This window comes from Streptomyces sp. NPDC087906, assembly GCF_055584925.1.
Genome location: NZ_JBVJLC010000003.1, coordinates 347,681 through 373,183 on the forward strand (window position 1 = coordinate 347,681; position 25,503 = coordinate 373,183).

At 70.8% G+C, this 25,503-nt stretch carries 20 protein-coding genes and 1 pseudogene; 12 read left to right on the plus strand and 9 right to left on the minus strand.

Translation table 11 applies throughout. The features are described 5' to 3' along the window. Positions 1 to 69: 69 nt before the first annotated feature. From ACZ63I_RS11025 to ACZ63I_RS11035, 3 genes and pseudogenes are all read right to left on the minus strand, one after another. Entirely contained in the window at positions 70 to 2,529 is a 2,460-nt protein-coding gene (locus ACZ63I_RS11025) for an ATP-binding SpoIIE family protein phosphatase (protein ID WP_469337533.1), read from the minus strand. A gap of 135 nt (positions 2,530 to 2,664) precedes the next feature. Further along, the gene (locus ACZ63I_RS11030; RefSeq protein WP_469337534.1) at positions 2,665 to 5,127 is read right to left on the minus strand and encodes an MFS transporter; all 2,463 of its coding nucleotides are present in this window, start codon (positions 5,125 to 5,127) and stop codon (positions 2,665 to 2,667) included. Between the two features lie 411 nt (positions 5,128 to 5,538). Further along, positions 5,539 to 5,979: pseudogene (locus ACZ63I_RS11035) on the minus strand (SRPBCC family protein); the annotation flags it as partial. Positions 5,980 to 6,116: 137 nt separating this feature from the next. Here ACZ63I_RS11035 and ACZ63I_RS11040 point away from each other — a divergent pair. The 3 genes from ACZ63I_RS11040 to ACZ63I_RS11050 all read left to right on the plus strand — a co-directional run bounded on the left by ACZ63I_RS11040 (position 6,117) and on the right by ACZ63I_RS11050 (position 8,147). After that, a complete protein-coding gene (locus ACZ63I_RS11040; protein ID WP_469337536.1) occupies positions 6,117 to 7,145 on the plus strand; it encodes an Rv2578c family radical SAM protein in 1,029 nt (342 codons plus the stop codon). A gap of 70 nt (positions 7,146 to 7,215) precedes the next feature. Then, positions 7,216 to 7,620 (plus strand): RidA family protein, encoded by a 405-nt coding sequence (locus ACZ63I_RS11045; protein ID WP_469337538.1) that lies wholly within the window; start codon positions 7,216 to 7,218, stop codon positions 7,618 to 7,620. A gap of 26 nt (positions 7,621 to 7,646) precedes the next feature. Continuing rightward, a complete protein-coding gene (locus tag ACZ63I_RS11050) occupies positions 7,647 to 8,147 on the plus strand; it encodes a GNAT family N-acetyltransferase (protein WP_469337540.1) in 501 nt (166 codons plus the stop codon). A 41-nt stretch (positions 8,148 to 8,188) separates the two neighbouring features. Here the strand turns inward: ACZ63I_RS11050 and ACZ63I_RS11055 are convergent, their stop codons facing one another. After that, positions 8,189 to 8,755, minus strand: coding sequence for an adenylosuccinate lyase (locus ACZ63I_RS11055; RefSeq protein ID WP_469338328.1), 567 nt, complete (start codon positions 8,753 to 8,755; stop codon positions 8,189 to 8,191). Positions 8,756 to 9,121: 366 nt separating this feature from the next. On the opposite strand from ACZ63I_RS11055, the gene ACZ63I_RS11060 reads away from it, so the two are divergent. From ACZ63I_RS11060 to pssA, 9 genes are all read left to right on the plus strand, one after another. Continuing rightward, a complete protein-coding gene (locus tag ACZ63I_RS11060; protein WP_469337542.1) occupies positions 9,122 to 10,903 on the plus strand; it encodes a 3-hydroxyacyl-CoA dehydrogenase family protein in 1,782 nt (593 codons plus the stop codon). 178 nt (positions 10,904 to 11,081) lie between these two features. Further along, positions 11,082 to 11,906 (plus strand): TetR family transcriptional regulator, encoded by an 825-nt coding sequence (locus ACZ63I_RS11065; protein ID WP_469337543.1) that lies wholly within the window; start codon positions 11,082 to 11,084, stop codon positions 11,904 to 11,906. A 401-nt stretch (positions 11,907 to 12,307) separates the two neighbouring features. Beyond that, a complete protein-coding gene (ccrA, locus tag ACZ63I_RS11070; RefSeq protein ID WP_469337545.1) occupies positions 12,308 to 13,645 on the plus strand; it encodes a crotonyl-CoA carboxylase/reductase in 1,338 nt (445 codons plus the stop codon). Continuing rightward, positions 13,645 to 15,651 (plus strand): protein meaA, encoded by a 2,007-nt coding sequence (locus tag ACZ63I_RS11075; RefSeq protein ID WP_469337547.1) that lies wholly within the window; start codon positions 13,645 to 13,647, stop codon positions 15,649 to 15,651. Before ccrA ends, ACZ63I_RS11075 begins: the two co-directional genes overlap by 1 nt. After that, positions 15,648 to 16,610 (plus strand): HpcH/HpaI aldolase/citrate lyase family protein, encoded by a 963-nt coding sequence (locus ACZ63I_RS11080; protein ID WP_469337548.1) that lies wholly within the window; start codon positions 15,648 to 15,650, stop codon positions 16,608 to 16,610. The genes ACZ63I_RS11075 and ACZ63I_RS11080 overlap by 4 nt, the downstream gene beginning before the upstream one ends. A 3-nt stretch (positions 16,611 to 16,613) precedes the next feature. After that, complete coding sequence (locus ACZ63I_RS11085; protein WP_469337550.1) at positions 16,614 to 17,141, plus strand: MaoC family dehydratase; 528 nt, start codon at positions 16,614 to 16,616, stop codon at positions 17,139 to 17,141. A 1-nt stretch (position 17,142) separates the two neighbouring features. Beyond that, positions 17,143 to 18,348: an acyl-CoA dehydrogenase family protein gene (locus tag ACZ63I_RS11090; RefSeq protein WP_469337551.1), complete on the plus strand. Its 1,206-nt coding sequence runs from the start codon at positions 17,143 to 17,145 to the stop codon at positions 18,346 to 18,348. A gap of 180 nt (positions 18,349 to 18,528) precedes the next feature. Further along, positions 18,529 to 19,176: a phosphatidylserine decarboxylase gene (locus ACZ63I_RS11095; RefSeq protein WP_469337553.1), complete on the plus strand. Its 648-nt coding sequence runs from the start codon at positions 18,529 to 18,531 to the stop codon at positions 19,174 to 19,176. Next, on the plus strand, positions 19,163 to 20,011 hold the full coding sequence (pssA, locus tag ACZ63I_RS11100) for a CDP-diacylglycerol--serine O-phosphatidyltransferase (RefSeq protein WP_469337555.1): 849 nt from the start codon (positions 19,163 to 19,165) through the stop codon (positions 20,009 to 20,011). Before ACZ63I_RS11095 ends, pssA begins: the two co-directional genes overlap by 14 nt. 79 nt (positions 20,012 to 20,090) lie before the next feature. Here the strand turns inward: pssA and ACZ63I_RS11105 are convergent, their stop codons facing one another. The 5 genes from ACZ63I_RS11105 to ACZ63I_RS11125 all read right to left on the minus strand — a co-directional run bounded on the left by ACZ63I_RS11105 (position 20,091) and on the right by ACZ63I_RS11125 (position 24,993). Continuing rightward, on the minus strand, positions 20,091 to 21,365 hold the full coding sequence (locus ACZ63I_RS11105) for an ABC transporter substrate-binding protein (RefSeq protein WP_469337557.1): 1,275 nt from the start codon (positions 21,363 to 21,365) through the stop codon (positions 20,091 to 20,093). Continuing rightward, complete coding sequence (locus ACZ63I_RS11110) at positions 21,362 to 22,420, minus strand: branched-chain amino acid ABC transporter permease (protein ID WP_469337559.1); 1,059 nt, start codon at positions 22,418 to 22,420, stop codon at positions 21,362 to 21,364. The genes ACZ63I_RS11105 and ACZ63I_RS11110 overlap by 4 nt, the downstream gene beginning before the upstream one ends. Next, complete coding sequence (locus tag ACZ63I_RS11115; protein ID WP_041992570.1) at positions 22,413 to 23,303, minus strand: branched-chain amino acid ABC transporter permease; 891 nt, start codon at positions 23,301 to 23,303, stop codon at positions 22,413 to 22,415. Before ACZ63I_RS11115 ends, ACZ63I_RS11110 begins: the two co-directional genes overlap by 8 nt. Then, positions 23,300 to 24,076, minus strand: coding sequence for an ABC transporter ATP-binding protein (locus tag ACZ63I_RS11120; RefSeq protein ID WP_469338331.1), 777 nt, complete (start codon positions 24,074 to 24,076; stop codon positions 23,300 to 23,302). The genes ACZ63I_RS11115 and ACZ63I_RS11120 overlap by 4 nt, the downstream gene beginning before the upstream one ends. A 125-nt stretch (positions 24,077 to 24,201) precedes the next feature. Continuing rightward, positions 24,202 to 24,993: an ABC transporter ATP-binding protein gene (locus ACZ63I_RS11125; RefSeq protein WP_469337561.1), complete on the minus strand. Its 792-nt coding sequence runs from the start codon at positions 24,991 to 24,993 to the stop codon at positions 24,202 to 24,204. Between the last annotated feature and the right edge of the window lie 510 nt (positions 24,994 to 25,503).

Here is a 25,503-nt window from a genome sequence, read left to right on the forward strand (position 1 = left end):
CGCTGCCGCCGGGCGCCGGGCAAGTGCGCGGGGCCGCCGGGCTCAGCCGTTCGACCCGAAACGTACTTTTTACGCCAGAGCCTGTTCGAACCACACCGTCTTGCCCTGGGTGCCGCTGCTGCTGCCCCACTCCCTGGCGAGCCGGCTGACCACCCGCAGGCCGCGGCCGATCTCGTCGTCCGCCCCGGCGTCCCGCAGGGCGGCGGGCGCCGGTTCGTCGTCGGTGACTTCGCAGAGCAGGGCGTCCGTACGCACCAGACGCAGCCCGATGTGGCGGCACTTGCCGTGGTGCACGGCGTTGGTGACCAGCTCGCTGACGAGCAGTTCGGCGGTGTCCACCGCATCCGGCAGCTCCCAGTCCAGCAGCCTGCCGTGCACCAGCCGCCGGGCGCGGGCCACCTCCCGCGGATCCAGGGCCAGTTGCCACTCGGCCACATCACCGGCCGGGATGCCGTTCAGCCGCGCCATCAGCAGGGCGACGTCGTCGTCGCGGCCTTCCCGGGTGTTCAGGGCGCGGATGATCGTGTCGCAGGCGGCGTCCATCGAGGCGGCGGGATGGGCGGCATGCTCGCACAGGGCGGCGAGTCCGTCCCCGATGTCCTGGCCGCGCACCTCGACCAGACCGTCCGTGCACAGCACCAGCCGGTCGCCGGGCGCCACCGGGAAGGTCGCCGTCTCGAAGGCGACACCGCCGACGCCGATGGGCGCACCGGTCGGCGGGTCGAGCAGCTCGGCGCTGCCGTCGGCGGCGCGTACCAACACGGGCGGGATATGGCCCGCGTTGGCGATCTGCAGCTCGGACCTGATCGGGTCGTACACCGCGTACAGGCAGGTGGCCAGATAGCGCTCGCCGAGCCGCTGCGCCAAGTCGTCCAGGTTGCGCAGCAGTTGGGCGGGCGGCAGTTCCATGGTCGCCATCGTCTGCACGGCGGTGCGCAGTTGGCCCATCATCGCGGCGGAGTTGAGGCCGTGCCCCATCACGTCGCCGACCACGAACGCGGTCCGTGAGCCGGGGAGTTTGACGGAGTCGAACCAGTCGCCGCCTATCCGGCCGAGCCGGGTGCCGGGCAGGTAGCGGGTGGCGATGTCGCAGCCCGCCATGTGCGGGGCGACCGTCGGCAGCATGCTGTCCTGCAGTGTCTCGGCGACGTTCTCCTGGTGGGTGTACATCCGGGCGTTGTCGAGCACGAGCCCGGCCCTGGCGGCGAGTTCGGCGCCGGTCGTCCGGTCCATGTCGTCGAAGGGCGCGCGGTCGCTGCGGCGCATCAGCACCATGAAGCCGAGCACCACGTCGCGTGCCTTCAGCGGCACGAGCAGCAGCGAGCGGTTGTTGATCAGGGGCCGCAGGTCCCGTTTCTCGAACTCCCCGGAGATACGGTCCCCTTGCTCCTCGCTGAGCCTCGGGATCAGTACCGGTTCGCCGGTGACCATGCACTGGAAGAAGGGGGTGTGCCGGGGGAAGGCGATGGCCTCGCCGACCGGGACCGTGTCGTCCCAGCGGCCCGGCTCGTCGTTGTGTTCGACCCAGACCCGGTGCCAGACCGTGCTCTCGTCCGGCACGCCTTCGGGGAACCCCTCGCCCGCCAGGACGGCCGCCCGCAGATGCGTACCGGCGAAGTCGGCGAACCGGGGCACGGCCGCGCTGGTCACCTCGCGGATGGTGCGTTCCAGGTCGAGCGAGGACCCGATGCGTCCGCTGATCTCGTTGAGGAACTCCAACCGCTCACGGACGGCGGCGTATTCGAGATCCGTCTCCGGTCGGGGCGCCGGCCGTCGCACGGCGGCGGCCGGCCCGGCGAAATCCAGCCCCGCACCCGCCTGCCCCAGCCCGGCACCGACCTGCTCCGCGCCGGCACGCGCGGCGCCCTGCCGGCCGTCGGGGCGCTGCGGCACTCCCCAGTCCGGGGTGACGGGCACCTGGGCGTGCCGGCTGAACTCCAGCACCGGATAACCCAGTTCGAGGACCTGCGAGGTGATGCGGGTGGCCTCGGCCGGGCCCATGTTCGGCAGGATGTCCGGCAGCCTTCTGGCCAGCCCGTTCCCGTCGGGCAACTCGGTGTGCGCGGCGAAGCCGGGAGTGATCCGCTGGGCCGCGGTGTCCTCTCCCTCCGTGTCCCCACCGAACTGCCGTGCGTCGGCGGCCAGTACGAGATGGCGGCCCGTGCCGGGACCGACCAGCGGATAGGACCACCACAGCACGTCGAGCGGATCCCGGCCCGGCTCGGACACCTTCGCCCGCCCCGCCGTAGGGTAGGACGCACGTGCGTGCAGCTCGGGACCCAGCTCGTCGGCCGCCTCGTACAGGCCGTGGACCAGGCCGTGTTCGTCGTCGGCGAAGGCTCCGGAGACCGGCATCAGGTCACCGGCCTGCTGACCGACCGCCTCTTCCTTGGAATGGCCGAAAAGTCTCCGTGCGCCGGCGGACCAGTGCGACACCTGGCCGTCCGCGTCCACGACGACCACGGCGAGCGGAATCCGGCCGGCCGCGGCGAACTGCTGCGGCAAGCCCGGCGGAAAGCCACTGTCCATGGGTGGAAGGCTCCTTCCATGCCGCCAGGATCTGCGGCTTCACCCACCACGGTACGGCCCTGCGCACGCGATCCGCCGGGCAATGAACTAATAGGTGGTGCGCCCGCGCACGGCAAATTATTGACTGAAATTCAGTCAGTCCTCGTGGCCCAGTTGGAGATCCCGTTCGGTGCGTCCGCCGCCCGCCACCTGGAGCACCGTGGCGACCGGCGGATAGCCCGCCGCGATCACCGTGTACTCACCCGACGAGAGGTCCACGAACCGGAAGGTGCCGTCGGCGTTGGTGGTGAGGGTGTCCACCACGTTCCCCGCCGCGTCGAGCAGGGTGACCCGGGCGTCCTCGACCGGCCGGCCGCCGCCGGCCCGCACCGTGCCCCGCAGCACGGCGCCGCCCGCCAGCTCGATGTCCTGCCGGGTCTCGCGCGACGCCTGCACACTGACCGGCAGCGCGGCGGGGCGGAAGGCGGGGGCGCTCGCCGCCAGGGTGTACTCCCCCGCGACCAGCTCGCCGATCACATAACTGCCCTCGCGGCCGCTGCGGGTACTGGCCACCACCTCGCCGCGCACGTCCGTGAGCGTCACGGCCGCGTCCCGTACGGGTGTGCCGTCGGCGGTGACCACGGCCCCGGCGAGCCGCCCCGCGCCGCCCAGCACCACGTCCAGTTCGACGGGCCGCTCGCCGACGGTGACCGTCACGGCCTGCGGCTGGTGGCCGCCGGCCGCCGCGATCATCACGTACGACCCGGCGCCCGGCACACTGAGCGCGTACCGCCCGTCGGCGCCGCTCGCGCCCCGGCCGATCTGCTGCCCCTGGACGTCGATGAGGGTGAGCGCCGCGCGCGGCACCGTACTGCCGTCGTAGTGCTGGACCGTGCCGCACACGGCGACGCCCGAGGTGTACGCGGGCGGTGTCGGCGCGACGGGCGCGACAGGCGGGGCGAACGGCGAGGGTTCCTGGGCGGCGGCGATGCGCGCGGTGGGGACCCCGGTGGACTCGGCGGCTGAGGCGTTGTGGGACACCAGCGGTTTCTCCTTGAGGAAGAAGGCGATGAAGAGGCCGAGGACAAGCACCGGCACGAGATAGAGGAAGATCCGCGGCATCGCGTCGGCGTACGCCTGGATGTAGCCGTCGCGCAGCGCGGGCGGCAGCGCGTGCACCATCTGCGGGGTGATGGACTCGGGGCTGGGCAGCCCGGCCCCCGCGGGGATGCGCTCGGCGAGCGCGTCGGTCAGCCGGTTGGCGAAGAGCGTGCCGAAGACGGCCGCCCCCACACTGCCGCCGATCTGCCGGAAGTAGTTGTTGGCACTGGTGGCCGTGCCGAGGTCGGAGGGCGGTACGGAGTTCTGCACGGCGAGCACGAGCACCGACATCACCATGCCGACCCCGAGGCCGAGCACCGCCTGCGCGATCCCGGTCTCCAGCCCTGAGGTGCCGGTGTCGAGCCGGGACAGCAGCCACATGCCGACAGCCGAGACCGCGGTGCCCAGCACCGGGTAGATCTTGTAGCGGCCGGTACGGCTGATGAGCTGCCCGGAGACGATCGAGGCGCCGACGACACCGCCCATCATGGGCAGCATCAGCAGCCCCGACTCGGTGGCGCTCGCCCCGTCGACCATCTGCAGATACGTCGGCAGATAGCTGGCGGCGCCGAACAGCGCGACACCGATGACCGCGCCGACCAGGCTGGTGGTGTTGAAGACCGTGTCGCGGAACAGCCGCAGCGGGATGATCGGTTCGGCCGCGAAATGCTCGACGACCAGGAACAGCACGGCCGTTCCGAGCGCGCCTGCCGCGAGAGCGAGGATGGTCCGCGAGCCCCACGCGTACTCCGTACCGCCCCAACTGGTCAGCAGGACGAGGCAGGTGGAGGCCCCGGCGAGCATGACGGCGCCGAGCACGTCCAGCCGGCCCCTGACCGCCTTCTTGGGAAGGCGCAGGACGACGGAGACGACGGCGAACGTGACCACACCGAACGGCACGTTGAAGTAGAAGCACCAGCGCCAGGACGCGTGGTCGGTGAAGAAGCCGCCGAGCAGCGGCCCCGCGACGGAGGCGAGACCGAAGGCGGCGCCGATCAGACCCATGTAGCGGGCGCGCTGCCGGGGCGGCACGATGTCGGCGATGATCGCCTGGACGCCGATCATCAACCCGCCCGCGCCGATGCCCTGGACGGCCCGGAACGCGATCAGCTCGTTCATGGAGCGCGACCAGCCGGTGAGCGCCGAGCCGATGGTGAAGGCGACGATCGCGAACAGGAAGACGCCCTTGCGGCCGAACAGGTCGCCGAGTTTGCCGTAGATCGGCAGGCCGACGGTGGAGGTCAGCAGATAGGCGGTGATCGCCCAGGACATCCGGTCCAGGCCGTGCAGTTCGCCGACGATCTTCGGCAGGGCCGTGGCGACGATCATCTGGTCGAGCGCCGCGAGCAGCAGCGCGAGCATCAGGCCGACGAAGACGAGCCGCACCCGGCGCGGGCTGAGCACCTCGCCCGGCGCCGCCCCGTCGGACCCGGTCGGTGGTGGAGGTGGCGGAGCCGCCACCGCCGGAGCGGACACCAGCGTCCGCTCGTCGTCCTTCACCAGAGTGATCCCGCCCACGTACTGCTCCCCTCGTCACGCCCGCACCCGGCACACTTGCGCGGCGTCATTCTTCGCATTGCGCGCCAAGCAGGAGCAAGCGGGATGCTCATGAACGAAGGGGGTTACGGCGGGGGCGTGTTGTGCGGCGGGGGCCGCGCCGGGGCGCTCATCAGGGGCTTTCCCGCGACGCCGCACGCGAGGAGCGCGGTACGGCGGCGCGGGGAAAACCACCCGAATCGGTGACCCCGGCGGGAGTGACCCGGGGCGCTTGGTTGCCCGGGACTACTTCTTCCCGCCCTCGGCGGGGTCGGTCGCGGCCGGGTCGCCGGGGGCCACCTCGACGTCGCCGCCGGACCTCTCGGCGCCGGGCTTCCCGGTGTCGGGCTTCTCGGCGCCGGACTTCTCGGTCTCGGGCTTCTCGGTCTCGGGCTTCTCGGTCTCGGCGGCGAGCCTCGCCAGGATCGTGCTGTAGATACGCCCGAGCCCCTTGGGCGCGAAGGTGCGCTCGAAGAAGCCGCCGATGCCGCCTGCGCCGTCCCAGACCGTGGTGACGACGGCCTTCGAACCGCCCTCACCCGCCGGGGTGACGACCCAGGTGGTGACCATGGAGGAGTTGCGGTCCTTCTCGACCAACTGGCCGTCCGTGGGCTCGGTGACCTCCAGCAGGCAGTCGCGCACCCGCTTGCTGGTGGCCTGGAGCTTCCAGTGGACCAGGGTCCCCTCGCCGTCGCCGCCCTCGCGCACCTCGTACTCGCTGAACTGCTCGGGCAGGAGCTTCGCACGGGTGTCCTGGTAGTCGGCCAGCGCGTCGAACACGGTCTCCGCGTCCGCCGCGATGAGCCGCTCCGTCGTGGCCTCGACCTGCGCCATGGCTGTTCCTCCAGCACTCGGTTCTTGGGTGAAGTGCGGACAGCCAACCACCCCCGGCGCGCCCGCCCAAATCGGGGTGGCCGACATTGAACGAACAAATGTTCTATTCTCTGAGGAGCACTACCGAGGAGGCAGCCATGCGCTGGGACAATCTGGTCGAGAACCCCGGGACAACTGGGGACATCGCGCTCTTCGGGACGGACGCGGTGACCACACGCACCTTCGACACCCCCGAATTCCGCGGCATCACCTTCCACGAAATACGTGCGCGCTCGATCGTGAACCGGGTGCCGGGAGCGTCCCGTATGCCGTTCGAATGGACGGTCAACCCGTACCGCGGCTGCACGCACGCGTGCGTCTACTGCTTCGCCCGCAAGACCCACAGCTATCTGGACCTCGACACCGGGCTCGGCTTCGACTCGCAGATCGTCGTCAAGATCAACGCCCCGGAGCTGCTGCGCCGCCACCTGGGGTCGCCGCGCTGGGAGGGCGCGCACATCGCGATGGGCACGAACGTCGACTGCTACCAGCGGGCCGAGGGCCGCTACCGGCTGATGCCGGGCATCATCTCGGCGCTCACCGAGCGCGCGAACCCCTTCTCCATCCTCACCAAGGGCACGCTGATCCTGCGCGACCTGGAACTGCTGCGGCAGGCGGCGGCCGTCACCGAGGTCGGCATCTCCGTCTCGGTCGGCTCGGTCGACCAGGAGCTGTGGCGCACGGTCGAACCGGGCACCCCCTCGCCGGAGCGGCGCCTCGACGTCGTACGGGCGATGTCCGAGAACGGCATCGGCTGCGGGGTGCTGATGGCCCCGGTCATCCCCTTCCTGGGCGACCGGCCGGACCAGCTCCGGGCGACGGTACGGGCGATAGCGGCGGCCGGCGCGACCTCCGTCACCCCGCTCGTCCTGCATCTGCGGCCCGGCGCGCGCGAGTGGTTCATGACGTGGCTGGCCGAGCGCCATCCGCACCTGGTGCGGCGGTACGAACGGCTCTACGCGGAGGGCGCGTACGCCCCCAAGTGGTACCAGCGCCGGATCACCGGCCAGGTGCACGCGCTGGCCGACGAGTACGGCATCGGCCCGGCGGCTCGGGGAGAGTCGCGCCGGCTGCCGGTACCGACCGACCCGGACCTGCCGGAGCCGACGCAGCTCACGCTGCTGTGACCCGGAGGGCCGACCACCGGCTGCGAAACTCCTTGGCGTGTTGTCAGTGGCATCGGCCAGGATGGGCGGCATGAGTCGACTCACCCATGTACCGGCGCCCGAAGGCGTCGCCCCCGGCAACGGCTACAGCCATGTCGTGCACGGCACGGGCACGTTCGTCGCGGTGTCCGGCCAGTGCGCCTTCGACGAGGACGGCAAACTCGTCGGCGAGGGCGACGCGGCGGCCCAGGCGCGCCAGGTCTTCGAGAACCTCCGCCGCTGCCTCGCGGCGGCGGGCGCCACCTTCGCCGACGTCGTCAAGCTGACGTACTTCGTCACGGACATCACCCACCTGCCCGCGATCCGCGTAGCCCGCGACGAGGTCGTGGACACCACCCGCCCCCCGGCCAGCTCGGCGGTCCAGGTGGCCGCGCTGTTCCGCCCCGAACTGCTGCTGGAGATAGAGGCGTTCGCCGTCGTCGGGGAAAAGGACTGACCGAGGAGCCGGTCCGCGTCCGGGACATGACGGCGGACGACTGCGAGGCCGTGGCGCACATCCGGGTACGCGGCTGGCAGCACGCGTACGCGGGGCTGATGCCGGCGGCGTACCTGGACGCGATGAGCGTCGAGGAGGACGCCGCGCGCCGGCGCCGGCAGTTCGCCGCCGGCGGAAGCCGGGTGGTGAACGTCGTCGCCGAGCGCGCCGACGAGGTCGTCGGCTGGGGCTGCCTCGGCCCGAGCCGCGACACCGGAGCACCGGAAGGCACGGCGGAGCTGTACGCCCTCTACGTACACCCCGACCACCTGTCCACCGGTGCGGGCCGTTCCCTGCTGACCGAGTTGCGCGCACGGGCGGCGGCGCAGGGGTACCGGTCGATGTCGCTGTGGGTGCTGAGGGACAACAGCCGCGCGCGCCGCTTCTACACAAAAGCGGGCTTCACGGCTGACGGAGCGAGCGAGTCGTACGAGGTGGCGAACGTACCGGTACCGGAGGTGCGGTACGGGGCGCGGCTGAGTGTGTAGGCGCGGTGCGGCGGGTCCCGGCGGGTCCCGGCGGCCGTCGGTCAGGGTAGGCGGGTCAGTGCCTGTTCTGTCGCCGGGCGGAGCCTTGGGCTGGTCAGGGCCGCTCTCAGGACCGGCGTGGCTCTCGGGTCGGCCAGGTCGGCCAGGCCTTCGACGCAGGCCAGGGCCACTCGCCAGTGCGGTTCGTCCGGGGCCAGCAGGCGTTCCAGGGTGGCGATCAGGGCCGGTACGGATTCGGGGGCGCGTAGTTCGGTGAGGAGGCGGACCGGGTGGAGGGCGTAGGCCGTGCGCAGCTCGTTCGTGGCCAGTGCCGCCGCCGCGCGCGCCGTGCGGGGGTCGGCCAGTCGTGCCAGGGCGTACGAGGCGGCGACGCAGCGCTCCGGGTCGCGGTGGTTGAGGAGGAGGACCAGCGTCTCGAAGGCCCTGCGGTCGCCGGCGCAGCCGAGCCGGAAGGCCGCGATCTCGCGGGCCCATAACGGCCGTTCGCGCTCGACGAGCACCGCGGCCAGCTCGTCGTCGTCCTCGGTGGCGATGAGCCGGTCGTACGCGGCGCAGCCGCCGGACTCGTCGCGCACCCGGTCGGCGAGAGAGCGGAAGTCCTCGTTCATGGCGGCCATGACGGCCAGAGTATCCGTGACCCAGACCACAACCGCCAGCCAGGACGGAGCCCTGGCGCGCTCGTTACCCGTCGGTTAACCTCAGATGAGCGGGTAACCCCCGCGGCTCCCGGCGGCCTGGTGACGCAGCCGTCGAGAGCGCAGTGCAGTCGGTTCGGCTCGGTTCGGCACGAGTTCGGTACGAGCGACGCGGCCCCGGGACAGGGCCGCGCCCTCCTGACCCGCAGGAATCCGCGCAGCAATCCGCAGCAATCCGCAGGACACGCGGCGCACCGCCCCGTACGTACCCGTACGTGCGCGGCATCCCCGCGCCGCCGCTCCCTTCAGTCGTCACTCTTCCTCCCCTGGAGTCCCGTGATGGACATCCCTCTCTCCACCATCGGCGTCGTCGGCCTCGGCACCATGGGGACCGGCATCGCCGAGATCCTCACCCGGGCCGGCCGCGAGGTCATCGGTATCGACATCAGCGACGCGGCCACGGCCCAGGCCGTCACCGCGCTCGAAGCCTCCACCGCGCGCGCCGTGGAGCGCGGGCGGCTCACCGAGCAGGAGGGGCGTACCGCCCTCGCCCGGTTCCGTACGTTCACCGATCTGCGGGCCGCCGCCGACGCCGGTCTGGTGATCGAGGTGGTGCCCGAGTCGTACGAGACCAAGCAGCAGGTCTTCCGCGCGCTGGACGGCATCGTCAGCCCCTCCGCCGTCCTCGCGACGGGCACGAACGCGCTGTCGGTGACCCGGCTCGCCGCGGACTCGGCGCATCCCGAGCGGGTGCTCGGGCTGCACTTCTTCAACCCGGCCCCGGCGATGAAGCTGGTCGAGGTGGTCCGTACGGTGCTCACCGCGCCCGGCGCCGTCGAAGCGGTCACCGCGCTCGCCCGTGAGCTGGGCAAGGAGCCGGTCGCCGTCGGTGACCGGCCCGGTTTCGTCGCCGACGGGCTGCTCTTCGGCTATCTCAACCAGGCGGCGGCGATGTACGAGGCCAAGTACGCGTCGCGCGAGGACATCGACGCCGCGATGCGGCTCGGCTGCGGTCTGCCGATGGGGCCGCTCGCCCTCCTCGACCTGATCGGCGTCGACACCGCGCGCACGGTGCTCGAAGCGATGTACGCGGCCTCCCACGACCGGCTGCACGCGCCGGCGCCGGTGCTCAGGCAGCTCAGCGAGGCGGGGCTCACCGGCCGCAAGTCGGGCCGCGGCTTCTACACGTACGAGGCGCCGGGCAGCCCCACCGTCGTCCCCGACGCGCTCACGCCGCCCGCCCGCGCGGGGGCCGGGGCCGAGCGGACGGTCACCTCGGTGGGGGTCGCCGGGTCCGGCACGATGGCGAGCGGTATCGCCGAGGTCTTCGCGAAGGCCGGCTACGACGTGGTGCTGGCGGCGCGCGGCCCCGAGAAGGCGGCGGCGGCCAAGGAGCGGGTCGCCGCATCGCTTCAGCGATCCGTCGACAAAGGGCGGCTGACGGCCGACGCCAGGGCCGAGGCGCTGGCCAGGATCGTGCCGGCGGGCTCGCTCGACGCGTTCGCCGACGTCGATCTCGCCGTCGAGGCCGTGGTGGAGGATCTGGAGGTCAAGCAGCAGCTCTTCGCCACTCTCGACAAGGTCTGCCGCCCCGGCGCCGTCCTCGCGACGACCACCTCCTCGCTGCCGGTGATCGCGTGCGCCCGCGCCACCTCCCGCCCCCGGGACGTCGTCGGTATGCACTTCTTCAACCCGGCCCCGGCCATGAAGCTGGTCGAGGTGGTCCGTACGGTCCTCACGTCGGACGAGGCGCACGCCGCGGTGCACGAGGTGAGCGCGGCGATCCGCAAGCATCCGGTGGACTGCGGCGACCGGGCGGGCTTCATCGTGAACGCGCTGCTGTTCCCGTACCTGAACAACGCGGTCAAGATGGTGCAGGAGCACTACGCCACGCTCGACGACATCGACGCGGCGATGAAGCTCGGCGGCGGCTATCCGATGGGGCCCTTCGAACTCCTCGACGTGGTGGGGCTCGACGTGTCCCTCGCCATCGAGCGGGTGCTGCACCGCGAGTTCCGCGACCCGGGCCTCGCGCCCGCGCCGCTGCTGGAGCATCTGGTGGCCGCCGGGTGCCTGGGCCGCAAGACCGGGCGCGGCTTCCGCGAATATGCGCGGCGCTGACGACGGGCCCGGCCCCCAAGCTGACCCGGGGCCCGGCCCCCAGGCTGACCCGGGGCCCCGCCCCCAAGCTGACCCGGGGCCCGGCCCCGAAGCCGACGGCGGGGCGCGCCCCCCTGGCGATCCGGGCGGCCCCGCCCCGCAGGAGATTTCCGCAGGGCGGATGCAGTACGTTCACCTCATGTCCCAGTCGGCCAAATCCTCCCGTACGACCTCCCGTACGACTGCCAGGTCCGATGCTCCTGAGACTGCGGCGAGCACCCGCGCCGCGGCCCAGCGGCTGAAGATGCGCCGCGAACTGGCGGCGGCGGCGATGGAACTGTTCGCCACCAAGGGGTACGAGGCGACGACGGTCGACGAGATCGCGGCGACGGCCGGGGTCGCACGCCGCACCTTCTTCCGGCATTTCCGGTCGAAGGAGGAGGCGATCTTCCCCGACCACGACGACACGCTCGTCCGGGCCGAGGCCGTACTGAACGCGGCCCCGGCCCACGAGCACCCGCTGGACACGGTGTGCCGCGGCATCAAAGAGGTCATGCGGATGTACGCGGCGTCGCCCGCCGTCTCCGTGGAGCGCTACCGGCTGACCCGCGAGGTGCCCACGCTGCGCGAGCGGGAGATCGCGTCCGTGGCCCGCTACGAGCGGCTGTTCACCCGCTATCTGCTGGGGCACTTCGACGAGCACGACCACACCGACGGCAACGACGACCCGCTGCTGGCCGAGGTGGCCGCCTCGGCCGTCGTCACCGCGCACAACCATGTGCTGCGGCGCTGGCTGCGGGCCGGCGGCAAGGGCGATGTGGAGGCGCAGCTCGACCACGCCTTCGAGATCGTCCGCGACACGTTCGGCGCCGGCATCGGCGCGGGCCGCACCGTCGGCGGCAAGCCGGAGCGGGCGGCGGCGACGGCGCGTACCAGCGGGGACGTGCTGGTGGCGGTGGCGCATGTGGACGCGCCGCTGGACGAGGTCATGCGGACCATCAAAAAGGCGCTCAAGAACGCGTAGCGCCGGGACGGGTCCTTCCCGAGCGCGTGTCGTCCCCGGTGGGACGGCGTTCCGTATATAGAAATGCCGGTGGGGTCACATGCCGGAGGGGCCGTCCCCCTCCGTTCGTCGTCGCGCCCAGTCGCGATCACGGAAAGTGAGTATCCGATGACCCGAGGCGTCCGCCGGGGAAATTACTGGCACGCAGTGTCTTGTCACCTGGCACGGCGTGCCATACCGTGAAGGTGTCCGGATGTCCCCGCAGGCCATCTCGCCAGCGCCCCGGACGCCTGCGTCACAGGCACCCTCCGCGCCCACCCGGCGCCGCCGATCAGCATGACCTCGATCAGCCACACCCGCCGGACCGACGGCACACGCACCCCCTCAGCGTTCCCGCAACACGCTTCGCCGGAGGCGACACCGTGAAGGAAATCCTGGACGCCATCGAGTCCCCGGACAGCACGTCCGCCGACTTCGCCGCGCTGCCCGTCCCCGAGTCCTACCGCGCCGTGACGGTGCGCAAGGACGAGACGGAGATGTTCGCAGGGCTGCCCACCAACGAGAAGGACCCCCGCAAGTCGCTCCACCTCGACGACGTGCCCGTGCCGGAACTCGGTCCTGGCGAGGCGCTGGTCGCCGTGATGGCCAGCTCGGTCAACTACAACTCCGTCTGGACGTCCATCTTCGAGCCGATGGCGACCTTCGGGTTCCTGGAGCGCTACGGCAAGCTCAGCGAGCTGACCAAGCGCCACGACCTGCCGTACCACGTCATCGGCTCCGACCTGGCCGGTGTCGTGCTGCGCACCGGACCCGGTGTCAACGCCTGGCACCCGGGCGACGAGGTCGTCGCCCACTGCCTCTCCGTCGAGCTGGAGTCCTCCGACGGGCACAACGACACGATGCTCGACCCTGAGCAGCGGATCTGGGGCTTCGAGACCAACTTCGGCGGGCTCGCGGAGCTGGCGCTCGTCAAGTCCAACCAGCTCATGCCCAAGGCGGCGCACCTGAGTTGGGAGGAGGCGGCGGCGCCGGGGCTGGTCAACTCGACCGCGTACCGCCAGCTCGTCTCCCGCAACGGCGCCGGGATGAAGCAGGGTGACAACGTGCTGATCTGGGGCGCCAGCGGCGGACTCGGCTCGTACGCCACGCAGTTCGCGCTCGCCGGCGGCGCCAACCCCGTCTGTGTCGTGTCCAGCCCGCAGAAGGCGGAGCTGTGCGCGCGGATGGGCGCGGAGGCCGTCATCGACAGGAACGCCGAGGAGTACCGGTTCTGGAAGGACGAGCACCACCAGGACCCGCGCGAGTGGAAGCGGTTCGGCAAGCGCATCCGCGAGGTCACCGGCGGCGAGGACGTCGACATCGTCTTCGAGCACCCGGGCCGGGAGACCTTCGGCGCCAGTGTGTATGTGACGCGCAAGGGCGGCACGATCGTCACCTGCGCCTCCACGTCCGGCTACACGCACGAGTACGACAACCGCTATCTGTGGATGTCCCTGAAGAGGATCGTGGGCTCGCACTTCGCCAACTACCGCGAGGCGTGGGAGGCCAACCGGCTGGTGGCGAAGGGCAAGATCCACCCGACGCTCTCGAAGGTGTACGCGCTCCAGGACACCGGGCAGGCCGCGTACGACGTCCACCGCAACCTGCACCAGGGCAAGGTCGGTGTGCTGGCGCTCGCGCCCCGGGAGGGGATGGGTGTGCGCGACGAGGAGAAGCGCGCCGAACACATCGACGCCATCAACCGGTTCCGGACGCTGTGATGGGCGAGAAGGACCGCCCGTGGCTGATGCGGACGTACGCGGGGCACTCCACGGCCGAGGCGTCCAACTTGCTCTACCGCCGCAACCTCGCCAAGGGCCAGACCGGGCTCTCCGTCGCCTTCGACCTGCCGACCCAGACGGGTTACGACCCGGACCACGTGCTCGCCCGCGGCGAGGTCGGCCGGGTCGGCGTGCCGGTCACCCATCTCGGCGACATGCGGCGGCTGTTCGAGGACATCCCGCTGGACCGTACGAACACGTCCATGACCATCAACGCCACCGCCATGTGGCTGCTGGCGCTCTACCAGGTGGTCGCCGAGGAGCAGGGCGCCGATCTCGCCCGGCTCCAGGGGACGACGCAGAACGACATCGTCAAGGAGTACCTGTCCCGGGGCACGCATGTGTTCCCGCCGGCGCCGAGTCTGCGGCTCACCACGGACATGATCACGTACACGGTGAACCACATCCCGCGCTGGAACCCCATCAACATCTGCAGCTACCACCTCCAGGAGGCGGGGGCCACCCCCGTCCAGGAGATCGCCTACGCGATGTCGACCGCCGTCGCCGTGCTGGACGCGGTGTTCGCCTCGGGGCAGATCGCCGACGACCGCAAGGGCGAGGTGGTCAGCCGGATCTCCTTCTTCGTCAACGCCGGTGTGCGGTTCGTCGAGGAGATGTGCAAGATGCGCGCCTTCTCCCGTATCTGGGACCAACTGACCCGGGAGCGGTACGGCGTCGAGGACGCCAAGCAGCGCCGCTTCCGCTACGGCGTCCAGGTCAACTCCCTGGGTCTGACGGAGGCGCAGCCGGAGAACAACGTCCAGCGCATCGTGCTGGAGATGCTGGGCGTCACCCTCTCCAAGGACGCCCGCGCCCGCGCCGTACAACTCCCGGCCTGGAACGAGGCGTTGGGGCTGCCCCGGCCGTGGGACCAGCAGTGGTCGCTGCGGATACAGCAGGTACTCGCCCACGAGAGCGACCTGTTGGAGTACCCGGACCTCTTCGAGGGCTCGCACGTGGTCGAGGCGAAGGTCGCCGAGCTGGTCACCGAGAGCCTCGCCGAGATGGCCAGGATCGAGGAGATGGGCGGCGCGATGGCGGCCGTCGAGTCCGGCTATCTCAAGTCGCGGCTGGTCTCGGCGCACGCCGAGCGGCGCGCGCGCATCGAGTCGGGCGACGAGAAGATCGTCGGCGTCAACTGCTACGAGTCGACGGAGCCCAGCCCGCTCACCGCCGACCTGGACACCGCGATCATGACGATCGACCCGGCCAACGAGGCGCGGGTGGTGGCCGCCCTGCACACCTGGCGCGAGCACCGCGACGAGCCGCGCGCCACGGAGGCGCTGACCGCGCTGCGCAAGGCCGCGGCCGGCACCGGCAATCTGATGGAGCCCACCGTGGAGTGCGCCAGGGCCGGTGTGACGACCGGCGAGTGGGCCTGGGCGCTGCGCGACGTCTTCGGCGAGTTCCGGGCCCCGACAGGCGTCGGCGGCGCGCCGGTGACCGCCGCGGCCGAGGCGGGCACACCGCTGGCCGCCGTCCGCGCGAAGGTGGCGGACACGGCCCGGGACCTGGGCGTCGGCCGGCTGCGGCTGCTGGTGGGCAAGCCGGGGCTCGACGGGCACTCCAACGGCGCCGAGCAGATCGCGGTGCGCGCCCGGGACGCCGGGTTCGAGGTCGTCTACCAGGGCATCAGGCTGACGCCCGAGCAGATCGTGGACGCCGCGCTCGCCGAGGACGTGCACTGCGTGGGCCTGTCGATCCTGTCCGGGTCGCACGCGGCGCTGGTGCCCGACGTACTGGCGCGGCTGCGCGCGGCGGGCGCGGGTGACGTACCGGTCATCGTCGGCGGGATCATCCCGGCCGGCGACGCGCGCACGCTTCTCGGCGCCGGGGTGGCCGCCGTCTTCACCCCGAAGGACTTCGGTATCACGGAGATCATCGGCCGTATCGTCGACGAGATCCGCTCCGCCAACGCACTCGCCCCTCTGGAGGTCCCCGCATGACGTCCGTGAACCGTCTCCGGCCCCGCCGCTCCTGCCTCGCGGTGCCGGGATCGAACCCGCGCTTCCTGGAGAAGGCCCAGGGGCTCCCGGCCGACCAGGTGTTCCTGGACCTGGAGGACGCGTGCGCGCCGCTCGCCAAGGAGGGCGCGCGGCACACCATCGTGGACGCGCTCAACAAGGGCGACTGGACGGGCAAGACACGGGTCGTACGGGTCAACGACTGGACGACGCAGTGGACTTACCGCGACGTCGTGACCGTGGTCGAGGGGGCAGGGCAGAACCTCGACTGCCTGATGCTGCCGAAGGTCCAGGACGCGCAGCAGGTCGTCGCGCTGGATCTGCTGCTGACCCAGATCGAGAAGACGATGGGGTTCGAGGTCGGCAGGATCGGCATCGAGGCGCAGATCGAGAACGCCAAGGGCCTGGTGAACGTCGACGAGATCGCCGCTTCCTCGCCGCGCCTCGAGACCATCGTCTTCGGCCCCGCCGACTTCATGGCGTCCATCAACATGAAGACCCTGGTCGTGGGCCAGCAGCCGCCCGGTTACGGCGCCGACGCGTACCACTACATCCTGATGCGCATCCTGATGGCGGCCCGCACCCATGACCTCCAGGCGATCGACGGCCCGTTCCTGCAGATCCGGGACGTGGACGCGTTCCGCGAGGTGGCGGGGCGGGCCGCGGCGCTCGGTTTCGACGGCAAGTGGGTGCTGCACCCCGGGCAGATCGACGCGGCGAACGAGATCTTCTCGCCCTCGCAGGACGACTACGACCACGCCGAGTTGATCCTCGACGCGTACGAGTACTACACGTCGGAGGCGGGCGGCAGGAAGGGCTCGGCGATGCTCGGCGACGAGATGATCGACGAGGCCAGCCGCAAGATGGCGCTGGTGGTCTCCGGCAAGGGCCGCGCCGCCGGCCTGCGGCGCACCACCTCCTTCGAAGCCCCGGAGGTGTGAGCGATGCAGTTCGGCCGCACATTTGAGGAGTTCGAGGTCGGCGCCGTCTACAAGCACTGGCCGGGCAAGACCGTCACGGAGTACGACGACCATCTGTTCTGCCTGCTGACCATGAACCACCACCCGCTGCACCTGGACGCCAACTACGCGGGGAGGACAACGGACTTCGGCAAGAACGTGGTCGTCGGCAACTACGTCTACTCGCTGCTGCTCGGCATGTCGGTGCCCGACGTCTCCGGCAAGGCCATCGCCAATCTGGAGGTCGAGTCGCTCAAGCACATCGCGCCGACCTTCCACGGCGACACGCTCTACGGCGAGTCGACGGTCCTCGCGAAGACGCCCTCGCGGTCCAAGGCGGACCGGGGCGTCGTCGAGGTCGAGACGCGCGGCTACAACCAGGACGGCACGGTGGTGTGCGTGTTCCGCCGCAAGGTGATGGTCCCCACCCGGGCCCACGTAGAGGAGCGCGGCGGCGAACAGCCGGGCCGCCCCGAACCGCTGGATCCGCCGCAGAAGTCACGGGAGAAGTGAGATGAGCCGACTCGCACAGACAGCGGACCTGACCGATGTGCAGCGGGAGATCCTGTCGACGGTAAGGGACTTCGTCGACAAAGAGATCATTCCGGTCGCCACCGAACTGGAGCACCGCGACGAGTACCCGCAGCAGATCGTCGAAGGACTCAAGGAACTCGGCCTGTTCGGGCTGATGATCCCGGAGGAGTACGGCGGACTCGGCGAGTCCCTGCTCACCTACGCGCTGTGCGTGGAGGAGATCGCCCGCGGCTGGATGTCCGTTTCGGGCATCATCAACACCCATTTCATCGTGGCCTACATGCTCAAGCAGCACGGCACCGAGGAGCAGAAGGACGCCTTCCTGCCCCGGATGGCGGCGGGCGAGGTGCGCGGCGCCTTCTCGATGTCGGAGCCGGGGCTCGGCTCCGACGTGTCGGCCATCACGTCCAAGGGCGTCAGGGACGGCGACGACTTCGTACTCACGGGCCAGAAGATGTGGTTGACGAACGGTGGGACGTCCACACTCGTCGCCGTGCTGTGCCGGAGTGACGAAGGACATCCCGAAGGCACCGCGCGGCACAAGTCGATGACGACGTTCCTGGTGGAGAAGGAGCCCGGTTTCGGCGAGGTGCGGCCAGGGCTCACCATCCCCGGGAAGATCGACAAGATGGGGTACAAGGGCGTCGACACCACCGAGCTGATCATGGACGGACTTCGCATTCCGGCCAATCGGGTACTGGGCGGCACCACCGGCCGAGGGTTTTACCAAATGATGGACGGTGTCGAGGTCGGCCGGGTCAATGTCGCGGCGCGCGGCTGCGGCGTCGCCCAGCGCGCCTTTGAACTGGGCGTCTCATATGCCCAGCAGCGGCACACCTTCGGCAAGGCCATCGCCGAGCACCAGGCCATCCAGTTCAAGCTGGCCGAGATGGCTACCAAGGTCGAGGCGGCGCATGCGATGATGGTCAACGCGGCACGCAAAAAGGACTCCGGTGAACGAAACGACCTGGAGGCAGGGATGGCGAAGTACCTCGCCTCCGAGTACTGCAAGGAAGTCGTCGAGGACGCCTTCCGGATCCACGGCGGTTACGGCTTCTCGAAGGAGTACGAGATCGAGCGACTTTACCGGGAGGCGCCGATGCTGCTGATCGGCGAAGGTACCGCCGAGATCCAGAAAATGATCATTGGGCGCCGACTGTTGGAGGAGTACCGATTCCAGGGCTGATTGTCGCTTTTGAGGTTGTTTCGCGACGGATAAGATCACACCCTGTCGCTCTCTGACACTGGCTTCAAGCCGCTCGACTCGGGTGCTGGCTTGCTCAGTTGCGGCTCGCAACCGATACCATCGGTGGAAAGCCGCCGTCCCCCGTTGCCAGCGCGGCATCATCCGCTACGAAGGTCATCCATGCCCCACAGCCAAACCTCTGCACCACGCGGCCGGGTCCGCCTCGCGCGCGGAGCATCGCCGTGGCTCCTCCCGACCGTCGCGACCGCAGCGATCGGCCTGGCCCGTGCCCGCCGCTCCAAGGGCGCCGCCGTATTCGCCGTGCCCGCCACCGCGCTCGCGGCGGGCATGCTGTGGTTCTTCCGCGACCCGGAGCGTGAGATCACGCAGGGCCGCGTCATCTCCCCCGCCGACGGTGTGGTGCAGAGCATCATGCCGTGGAAGGACGGACGCACCCGCGTCGCCATCTTCATGAGCCCGCTGAATGTTCACGTCAACCGCGCTCCCCTCGCGGGCACGGTGACCTCCGTCGAGCACATTCCCGGCGGGTTCGTTCCGGCTTTCAACAAAGAGAGCGAGAACAACGAACGCGTCGTCTGGCACTTCGACACCGAACTCGGTGACATCGAGATGGTGCAGATCGCCGGCGCCGTGGCCCGTCGCATCGTTCCCTATCTGCCGCAGGGCACCAAGGTGGAGCAGGGCGAGCGTATCGGCCTGATCCGGTTCGGCTCGCGCGTCGACATCTACCTTCCCGAAGGTGTGGATGTCGCTGTCGAGGTCGGTCAGGCCACGACCGCAGGGGTGACTCGAATTGACCGTTATTGATCCTGAGACTCAGACAGGCTGGGTCGCCGAGGCGCAGGAGGAGGACGAGGCGGAAGACATTCCGCTGTCCTTGCGGCTGTCGATAGCGGACACCCTCACGCTCGGCAACGCCACCTGTGGCTTCATGGCGGTGTACTTCACCACCACCGGCATCCTCATCCCGCACCTCACCGGCAGTGACGAGAGCGGCATGGCGCGGCACTCCGCCGCCACCGCCACGATCCTGATGCTGTGCGCGGCGATCTTCGACCTGTTCGACGGGCTCGTGGCGCGCCGGCTGCGCAGCTCGCCGATGGGCGCCGAGCTGGACAACCTCTCCGACCTGATCAGCTTCGGTCTCGCGCCGGCGTACTTCGTCCTCGTCTACGGCATGGTCGCCGACGACGCGCACCAGCGGGTGTCGGCGCTGGCGGCGATCGTGGTGCTGCTGGCCGTCGTGCTGAGGCTGGCCAGATTCTCCTGTGTGACGCTGAAGGACGGCATGTTCCAGGGCATGCCGAGCCCCTTCGGCGCGCTGACGGTCGTCTCGATCGTCCTGCTGGAGCTGCCCTTCGTACCCACGCTGCTCGCCATCATCGGTGTGGCGTGGCTGATGGTGAGCCGGGTCGAGTACCCGAAGCCGCGCGGCATTCTCGCGGTGGCGATGCTGAGCTGGATCGTCTCGGCGATGGCCCTGCTGGCGGCCTGGGCGTTCGACGCGCCCGGCGGGCAACTGCTGCTGCAGACCGGCTGTGCGCTCCAGGTGGTGACGGGCGCGGTGATCCCGCTGTTCGCCACCGCCCGGCGCGTGAACACGTTCCGCGACAACCGCCGCGAGGCGCGCGCGGAGCAGTAGGAACGCCAAACATGACAGAGGGGCCCGGGTGCGGATCGCACCCGGGCCCCTCTCCGTGTCCCGGCTCCCGGCCCGTGTCTCAGCTTCCGGGCGCGACCTGGAACGCCTCGGCGTTCTTGGCCGTCTCGGCGGGCCGTACCACCCGCAGCCCGCCCGGCACCTTGTCGTCCGGCTTCATGATCACGGACTGCCGGGTGGACGGCGCCGCCGGGTCGGAGAAGTCGTGCGTGATACCGAAGCCCTGGTACGAGGACGTGGACAGCAGCGCCTTGCCGACCCCCGCCCGGGTCAGGTCCTTGGCGTCGCACGCCTTCTTCAGCACGTCGCCGTAAAGCGTGCCTGCGACGTAACCGGCCACCACGCCGTTGTCCAGCTCCGCCTTCGGATAGGCCGCCTTGTACTCCTTGGCGAGCTTGGCCGGCGCGGGCTCGTCCGAGCCGATCGGCAGCGTCGACGCCGCCATGTAGTAGTCCTTCATCAGCGCGGGGCCGGCCTGGGTGGCGAGCAGTTGCGGGGCGAACGTCGAGTTGTTGCCGACGACGGGGACGTCGAAGCCGCTCGCCGCCGCGACACCCACCAAGGACGCGGTCTGCGCCGGGCCCGCGCTGATCACGATGGCCTTGACCCCGGCCCGCTTGAGGGTCGCGACCTGGGCCGACATGTCGTTGTCCGTCGGCTTGATCTTCTGCTCGACGACGGTGAGCCCGGCCTGCTCGGCCTCGTACTTCGAACCGGCGAGCGCGTTCTCGCCGTAGTCGCCCTCGAAGTAGACATGCCCGACCTTGTCGCCCTTGGCGATGCGCTTCTCGCTGACGAGGTAGTCGAGGGCGTTGATGGTCTCGATGTCGTACGTCGCGCCGATCACCCGTACGTACTCGCTGCCCAGCAGACTCGCCGACCAGGCCTGCGGCAGCACGAGCCCCTTGTCCTGGCCGTCGATGCGCTGCTTGACCGCCGCGACGAACGGCGAGCCGATGAACTGGGCGAAGCCCAGCACGTTCGGCGCAAGCTCGTTGTACGCCGTGACGGCCTTCTGCGGGTCGTAGCCGTGGTCGCGCACGGTCAGCTTGATGTCCCGGCCGCAGATGCCGCCCGCCGCGTTGACCTGCTTCGCCCAGAGCTGCTGGGCCTGCGTGACGCTCTTGCCGAGCGAGGCGTACACACCCGTCAGGTCGGTGAGGACCCCCAGGGTGATGGTCTTGTCGGTGACGCCCTGCCCGGTCTTCACTCCCCCGGCGTCCGCACCCTCCTTGTCGTTGTCGGCCGCCTTGCCGCTGCACGCGGTGAGCGTGAGCGCCAGGACGGCCAGCAGCGCGGCGCCGCCTCTGAGCGTGGTGATGGGACGTGGCTTCATTTCTTCTCCCGTGAGGACAGGGTCGGGCGGGTCAGGCCGCCGGGCAGGAACAGGACCACCGCGACGATCGCGGCGCCGTACAGATAGCGGGCGGCCTCACCGGGCGCTACGCCGCCCGCGCCTGGCTCGGAGACCAGCGGAAGGCCGTCGCTGTAGTGGGTGAGCACCTGGGGCAGCAGCGAGACGAAAGCCGCGCCGACGACGGCTCCGGCGACCGAGCCGAGGCCGCCGATGACGATCATCGCCAGGTACTCCAGGGCCAGCGTCATACCGAAGTAGTCCGGCACGGTCCGCTGGAAGATCAGGGCCAGCAGCACACCGGCCAGACCCGCGTACATCGAGGAGAGGACGAACACCGCAGCCCGGTAACGGGCCACCGGCACGCCCATCACCCCGGCCGCCGTACGGTGGTCGCGTATCGCGTTCATCGCCCGCCCCGGCCGGCCCCGCAGCACCCCGCGGGCGAACAGGCCGCAGCCGAGCAGCGCGGCCAGCGCCACGTACCAGAGCTTCTCCGACGACTGGAACGGCACGGCCGCCACGACGGTGACACTGTCGTCGAAGCGGATGCCGAACAGCGAAAGCGGCGGTACGTCACGGCCGTTGAAGCCGCCGGTGAGCCCCGTGGCGTCGAACAGCACATGCTGCCCGATGAAGATCAGCGCCAGCGTCGCGATCCCCAGGTACGCGCCGCGCAGCCGCCCGGCGATCGGGCTGAAGATCCCGCCGGCCACCCCCGCCAGCAGTACGGCCAGCACGGCGGCGAGCCAGGTCGGCAGCCCGAGCCCGGCCAGTCGGTGCCCGCCCGCGCTCCCGCCGTCACCGGCGAAGACGCAGTAGCCGTACGCGCCCACGGCGAGGAAGAACGCGTGGCCCATGGAGAGCTGGCCGGTCGCGCCGGTCAGCAGATTCAGCCCGATGGCGCCGACAGCCGCCGCCATCGCGAACAGCCCCGCCTGGAGCCAGAACCGGTCCAGGTAGAACGGCAGGGCCAGCAGCACCAGGCCCCCGGTGGCCCAGCCGTACGTCCGCGGCCGGCGCAGCAGCTCAGACACGGGCCAGCTCCTTCGTACCGAACAGCCCGGCGGGCCGTACGAGCAGCACGACGAGCATCACCAGATACGGCGCGAGATCGCCGATGCCCCGGCCCAGGAACGTCAGATCGCTCTGGTATCCGGTCGCGAGCGATTCGGTGACCCCGACGATCAGCCCGCCGGCCAGCGCCCCGGTCGTCGAGTCGAGCCCGCCGAGGATCGCGGCGGGGAACGCCTTGAGCGCGGCCAGCGACGTGGCGCGCTCAAGCCCTGGTGTCGGGAAGACGGTGAGGAACAGCGCCGCCACCGCGGCGAGCGCCCCGGCGACGGCCCAGGCGGACATCGACACCCGGCCGAGCCGTACGCCCATCAGCGCGGCCGTCCCCGGATTCTCGGCCGCCGCCCGCATCGACACGCCCCAGTTGGTGTACCGGAACGCCAGCAGGAAGCCCGTGATGAGCACGGCGGCCGCGACGAACGCCGCGACCCGGGTCTGGGCGATCGTGATGTCCCCGAGGGTGAGGACACCGTCGCCCCACGGATCGCCGAGCGCCAGTACGTCCGTACCGAGCCTGCGGGTCAGCTCGGTGGTGAGCAGGATGTCGACGCCGATGGTGACGATCGCCAGCACACTCTGGTCGGAGCCCCGGTAGCGCCGCATCACCAGATACTCCACAGCCGCGCCCACCACGGCCGCCCCTGCGATACCCACGGCGAGCGCCGGCCAGAACCCGATGTCGTCGTGGAGCGACGCGGTGACATAGCCGCCGGCCAGCAGCAGTGAGGCGTGGGCGAAGTTGACCACCTCGGTCGCCTTGAAGATCACCACGAAGCCCAGCGCGATCAGCGCGTACACCGAGCCGATCGAAATGCCGCCGAGCAGAAGCTCGATCAGCGTGGTCATGAACCGCTCCCCTCGTCAGCGCCCAAGTAGGCCCGCACCACGGCCGGATCGTTCTGTACACGCTCCGGCGGACCGCTCGCGATCCTGCGGCCGAAGTCCAGTACGGTCACCGCGTCGGCGAGCCGCATCACCACCCCCATGTCGTGCTCGACCAGCACGATCGAGATACCGAGGCTGTCCCGCACCCCCGAGACGACGGCCGCCGTACGGCGCCGCTCGTCGGCGGTCATCCCGGCCACCGGCTCGTCCAGCAGCAGCACTTGGGGCTCCATGCACAGCGCCCGCCCCAGCTCGACGAGCTTCTGCTTCCCGTACGGCAGCGCGCCGGCCGGGCGGCCGAGATCCCCGGCGAGACCGACGAACTCGGCGATCTCCGCGACCCGTTCGCGATGCCGGCGCGCCTCGCGCGCCGCCGAGGGCAGCCCGAGCCCCGTCGCGACGAACCCGGCCCTGGTGAGCCGGTGCCGGCCGAGCAGCATGGTCTCGGCGACCGTCGCGTGCGGTGGCAGCGCGAGATTCTGAAAGGTCCGCGCGACGCCGAGCGCGGCGATCCGGTGCGGCGCGAGCCCGGTCAACTCGTCGTCCCCCAGCCGGACGCTGCCCGAGGTGGCGCGGTAGACCCCCGACAGCACGTTGAAACAGGTCGACTTGCCGGCGCCGTTGGGGCCGATCACGGCGTGCACGCTGCCGGGCTCGACGGTGAACGAGACGGCGTCGAGAGCGACGAGACCGGCGAAGCGGACGGTAACGTCGGTGAGGGTGAGCGGGCGCACCTCGTCCTGTGGGCGCGCGGGTGCCTCGGCCGGCGGGCGCGCGGGTGCCTCGGCCGGCGGGCGCGCGGGTTGGTCGTCGTCCGGGCGCGCGGGTCGGTCGTCGTCCGGGCGCGGGATTATGTCGCTCACGCCGACCACCGGGCCAGCACCGGCCGTTGAGCGCTGTCCGCGTCCTCTGCGGCCGTCTCGTCCACGACACCGAGGTAGCGCCGACGCACCTCGTCGGAGGCGGCGAGCGCGTCGGCGGCGCCTTCGAGCGCGACCTGGCCCACCTCCAGGACGTACGCGCTGCTGGCGAGCCGCAGCGCGATCGCCGCGTTCTGCTCCACGAGCAGCACCGAGGTACCGCGTTCGTTGATCTCCCGGACGGTGTCCGCGATCCGGGCGGCCATCAGCGGCGCGAGCCCGAGCGACGGCTCGTCCAGCAGCAGCAGCTTCGGCCGCGCCATCAGGGCCCGGCCGAGCGCGAGCATCTGCTGCTCACCGCCGGACAGCAACCCGGCCCGCTGCCGGGCGCGTTCGGCGAGGACGGGGAACAACTCGTGCACCTCGGCGAGCGCCTTGGCGGCCTCCTTGCGTCCGCCGGGCGCGCCCAGCGACCCCGCGCGCAGGTTGTCGGCGACCGTCATCCGCGCGAACACCTGCCGCCCCTCGGGCACTTGCACCACCCCGGCGGCCACGACGCGCGCGGCACTCAGACCGTCGAGCGGGCGCCCGCCGAACCGGACACTGCCGGTGGCGGCGCCGCGGTGGAATCCGAGGGTGCGCGAAATGGCCCGCAGCAGCGTGGACTTGCCGGCGCCGTTCCCGCCGAGCACCGCGACGACGCGCCCGGCGGGCACGTCGACGGAGACGTCGCGCAGTGCACGCACGGGACCGTAGCCGACGGTCAGGGCACGCACTTCGAGCGCGGCCATGCAGGCTCCTTCCGTCCGGGTGATATCCGGAGATGGGAGCCACACCTCAGCATCGGTGCGGTGGCGGGGGCCATGTCGGGGCGGGGAACGGTTGCGGTGTCCCACCGGGCCGAGGCGCGGATTGTGCACCAGCCCAATCGCGGTCCGGCGGGGTGGCCGGGGGTCTGGGTTGCGCTTGTCGTTGCCCGTGCCGGGTCTGGGTTGCCGTCCGCTAGTCCGGTTCCGGGTTCCGGGGCCTCCGGAGGCGGGTGTCCGGACTGCGGCGTCGCCGTCCGGCGCGGCTTTGGTTGCCGGGGTCTGGGTTGCGGTTGTCGTTGCCCGTGCCGGGTCCTGGTTGCCGTCCGCTTGCCCGGTTCCGGGTTCCGCGGCCTCCGGAGGCGGGTGTCCGGACTGCTCGATCGCTAGCGCTCCCACGCTTTACGTCCGGACACCCCCCTCCTACGACCCCGGCCCCCTCCCCCTGGTGGGGCCAGTCCGACGTCCGCGTGGGCGCGACTTGCGGGGTCCGTG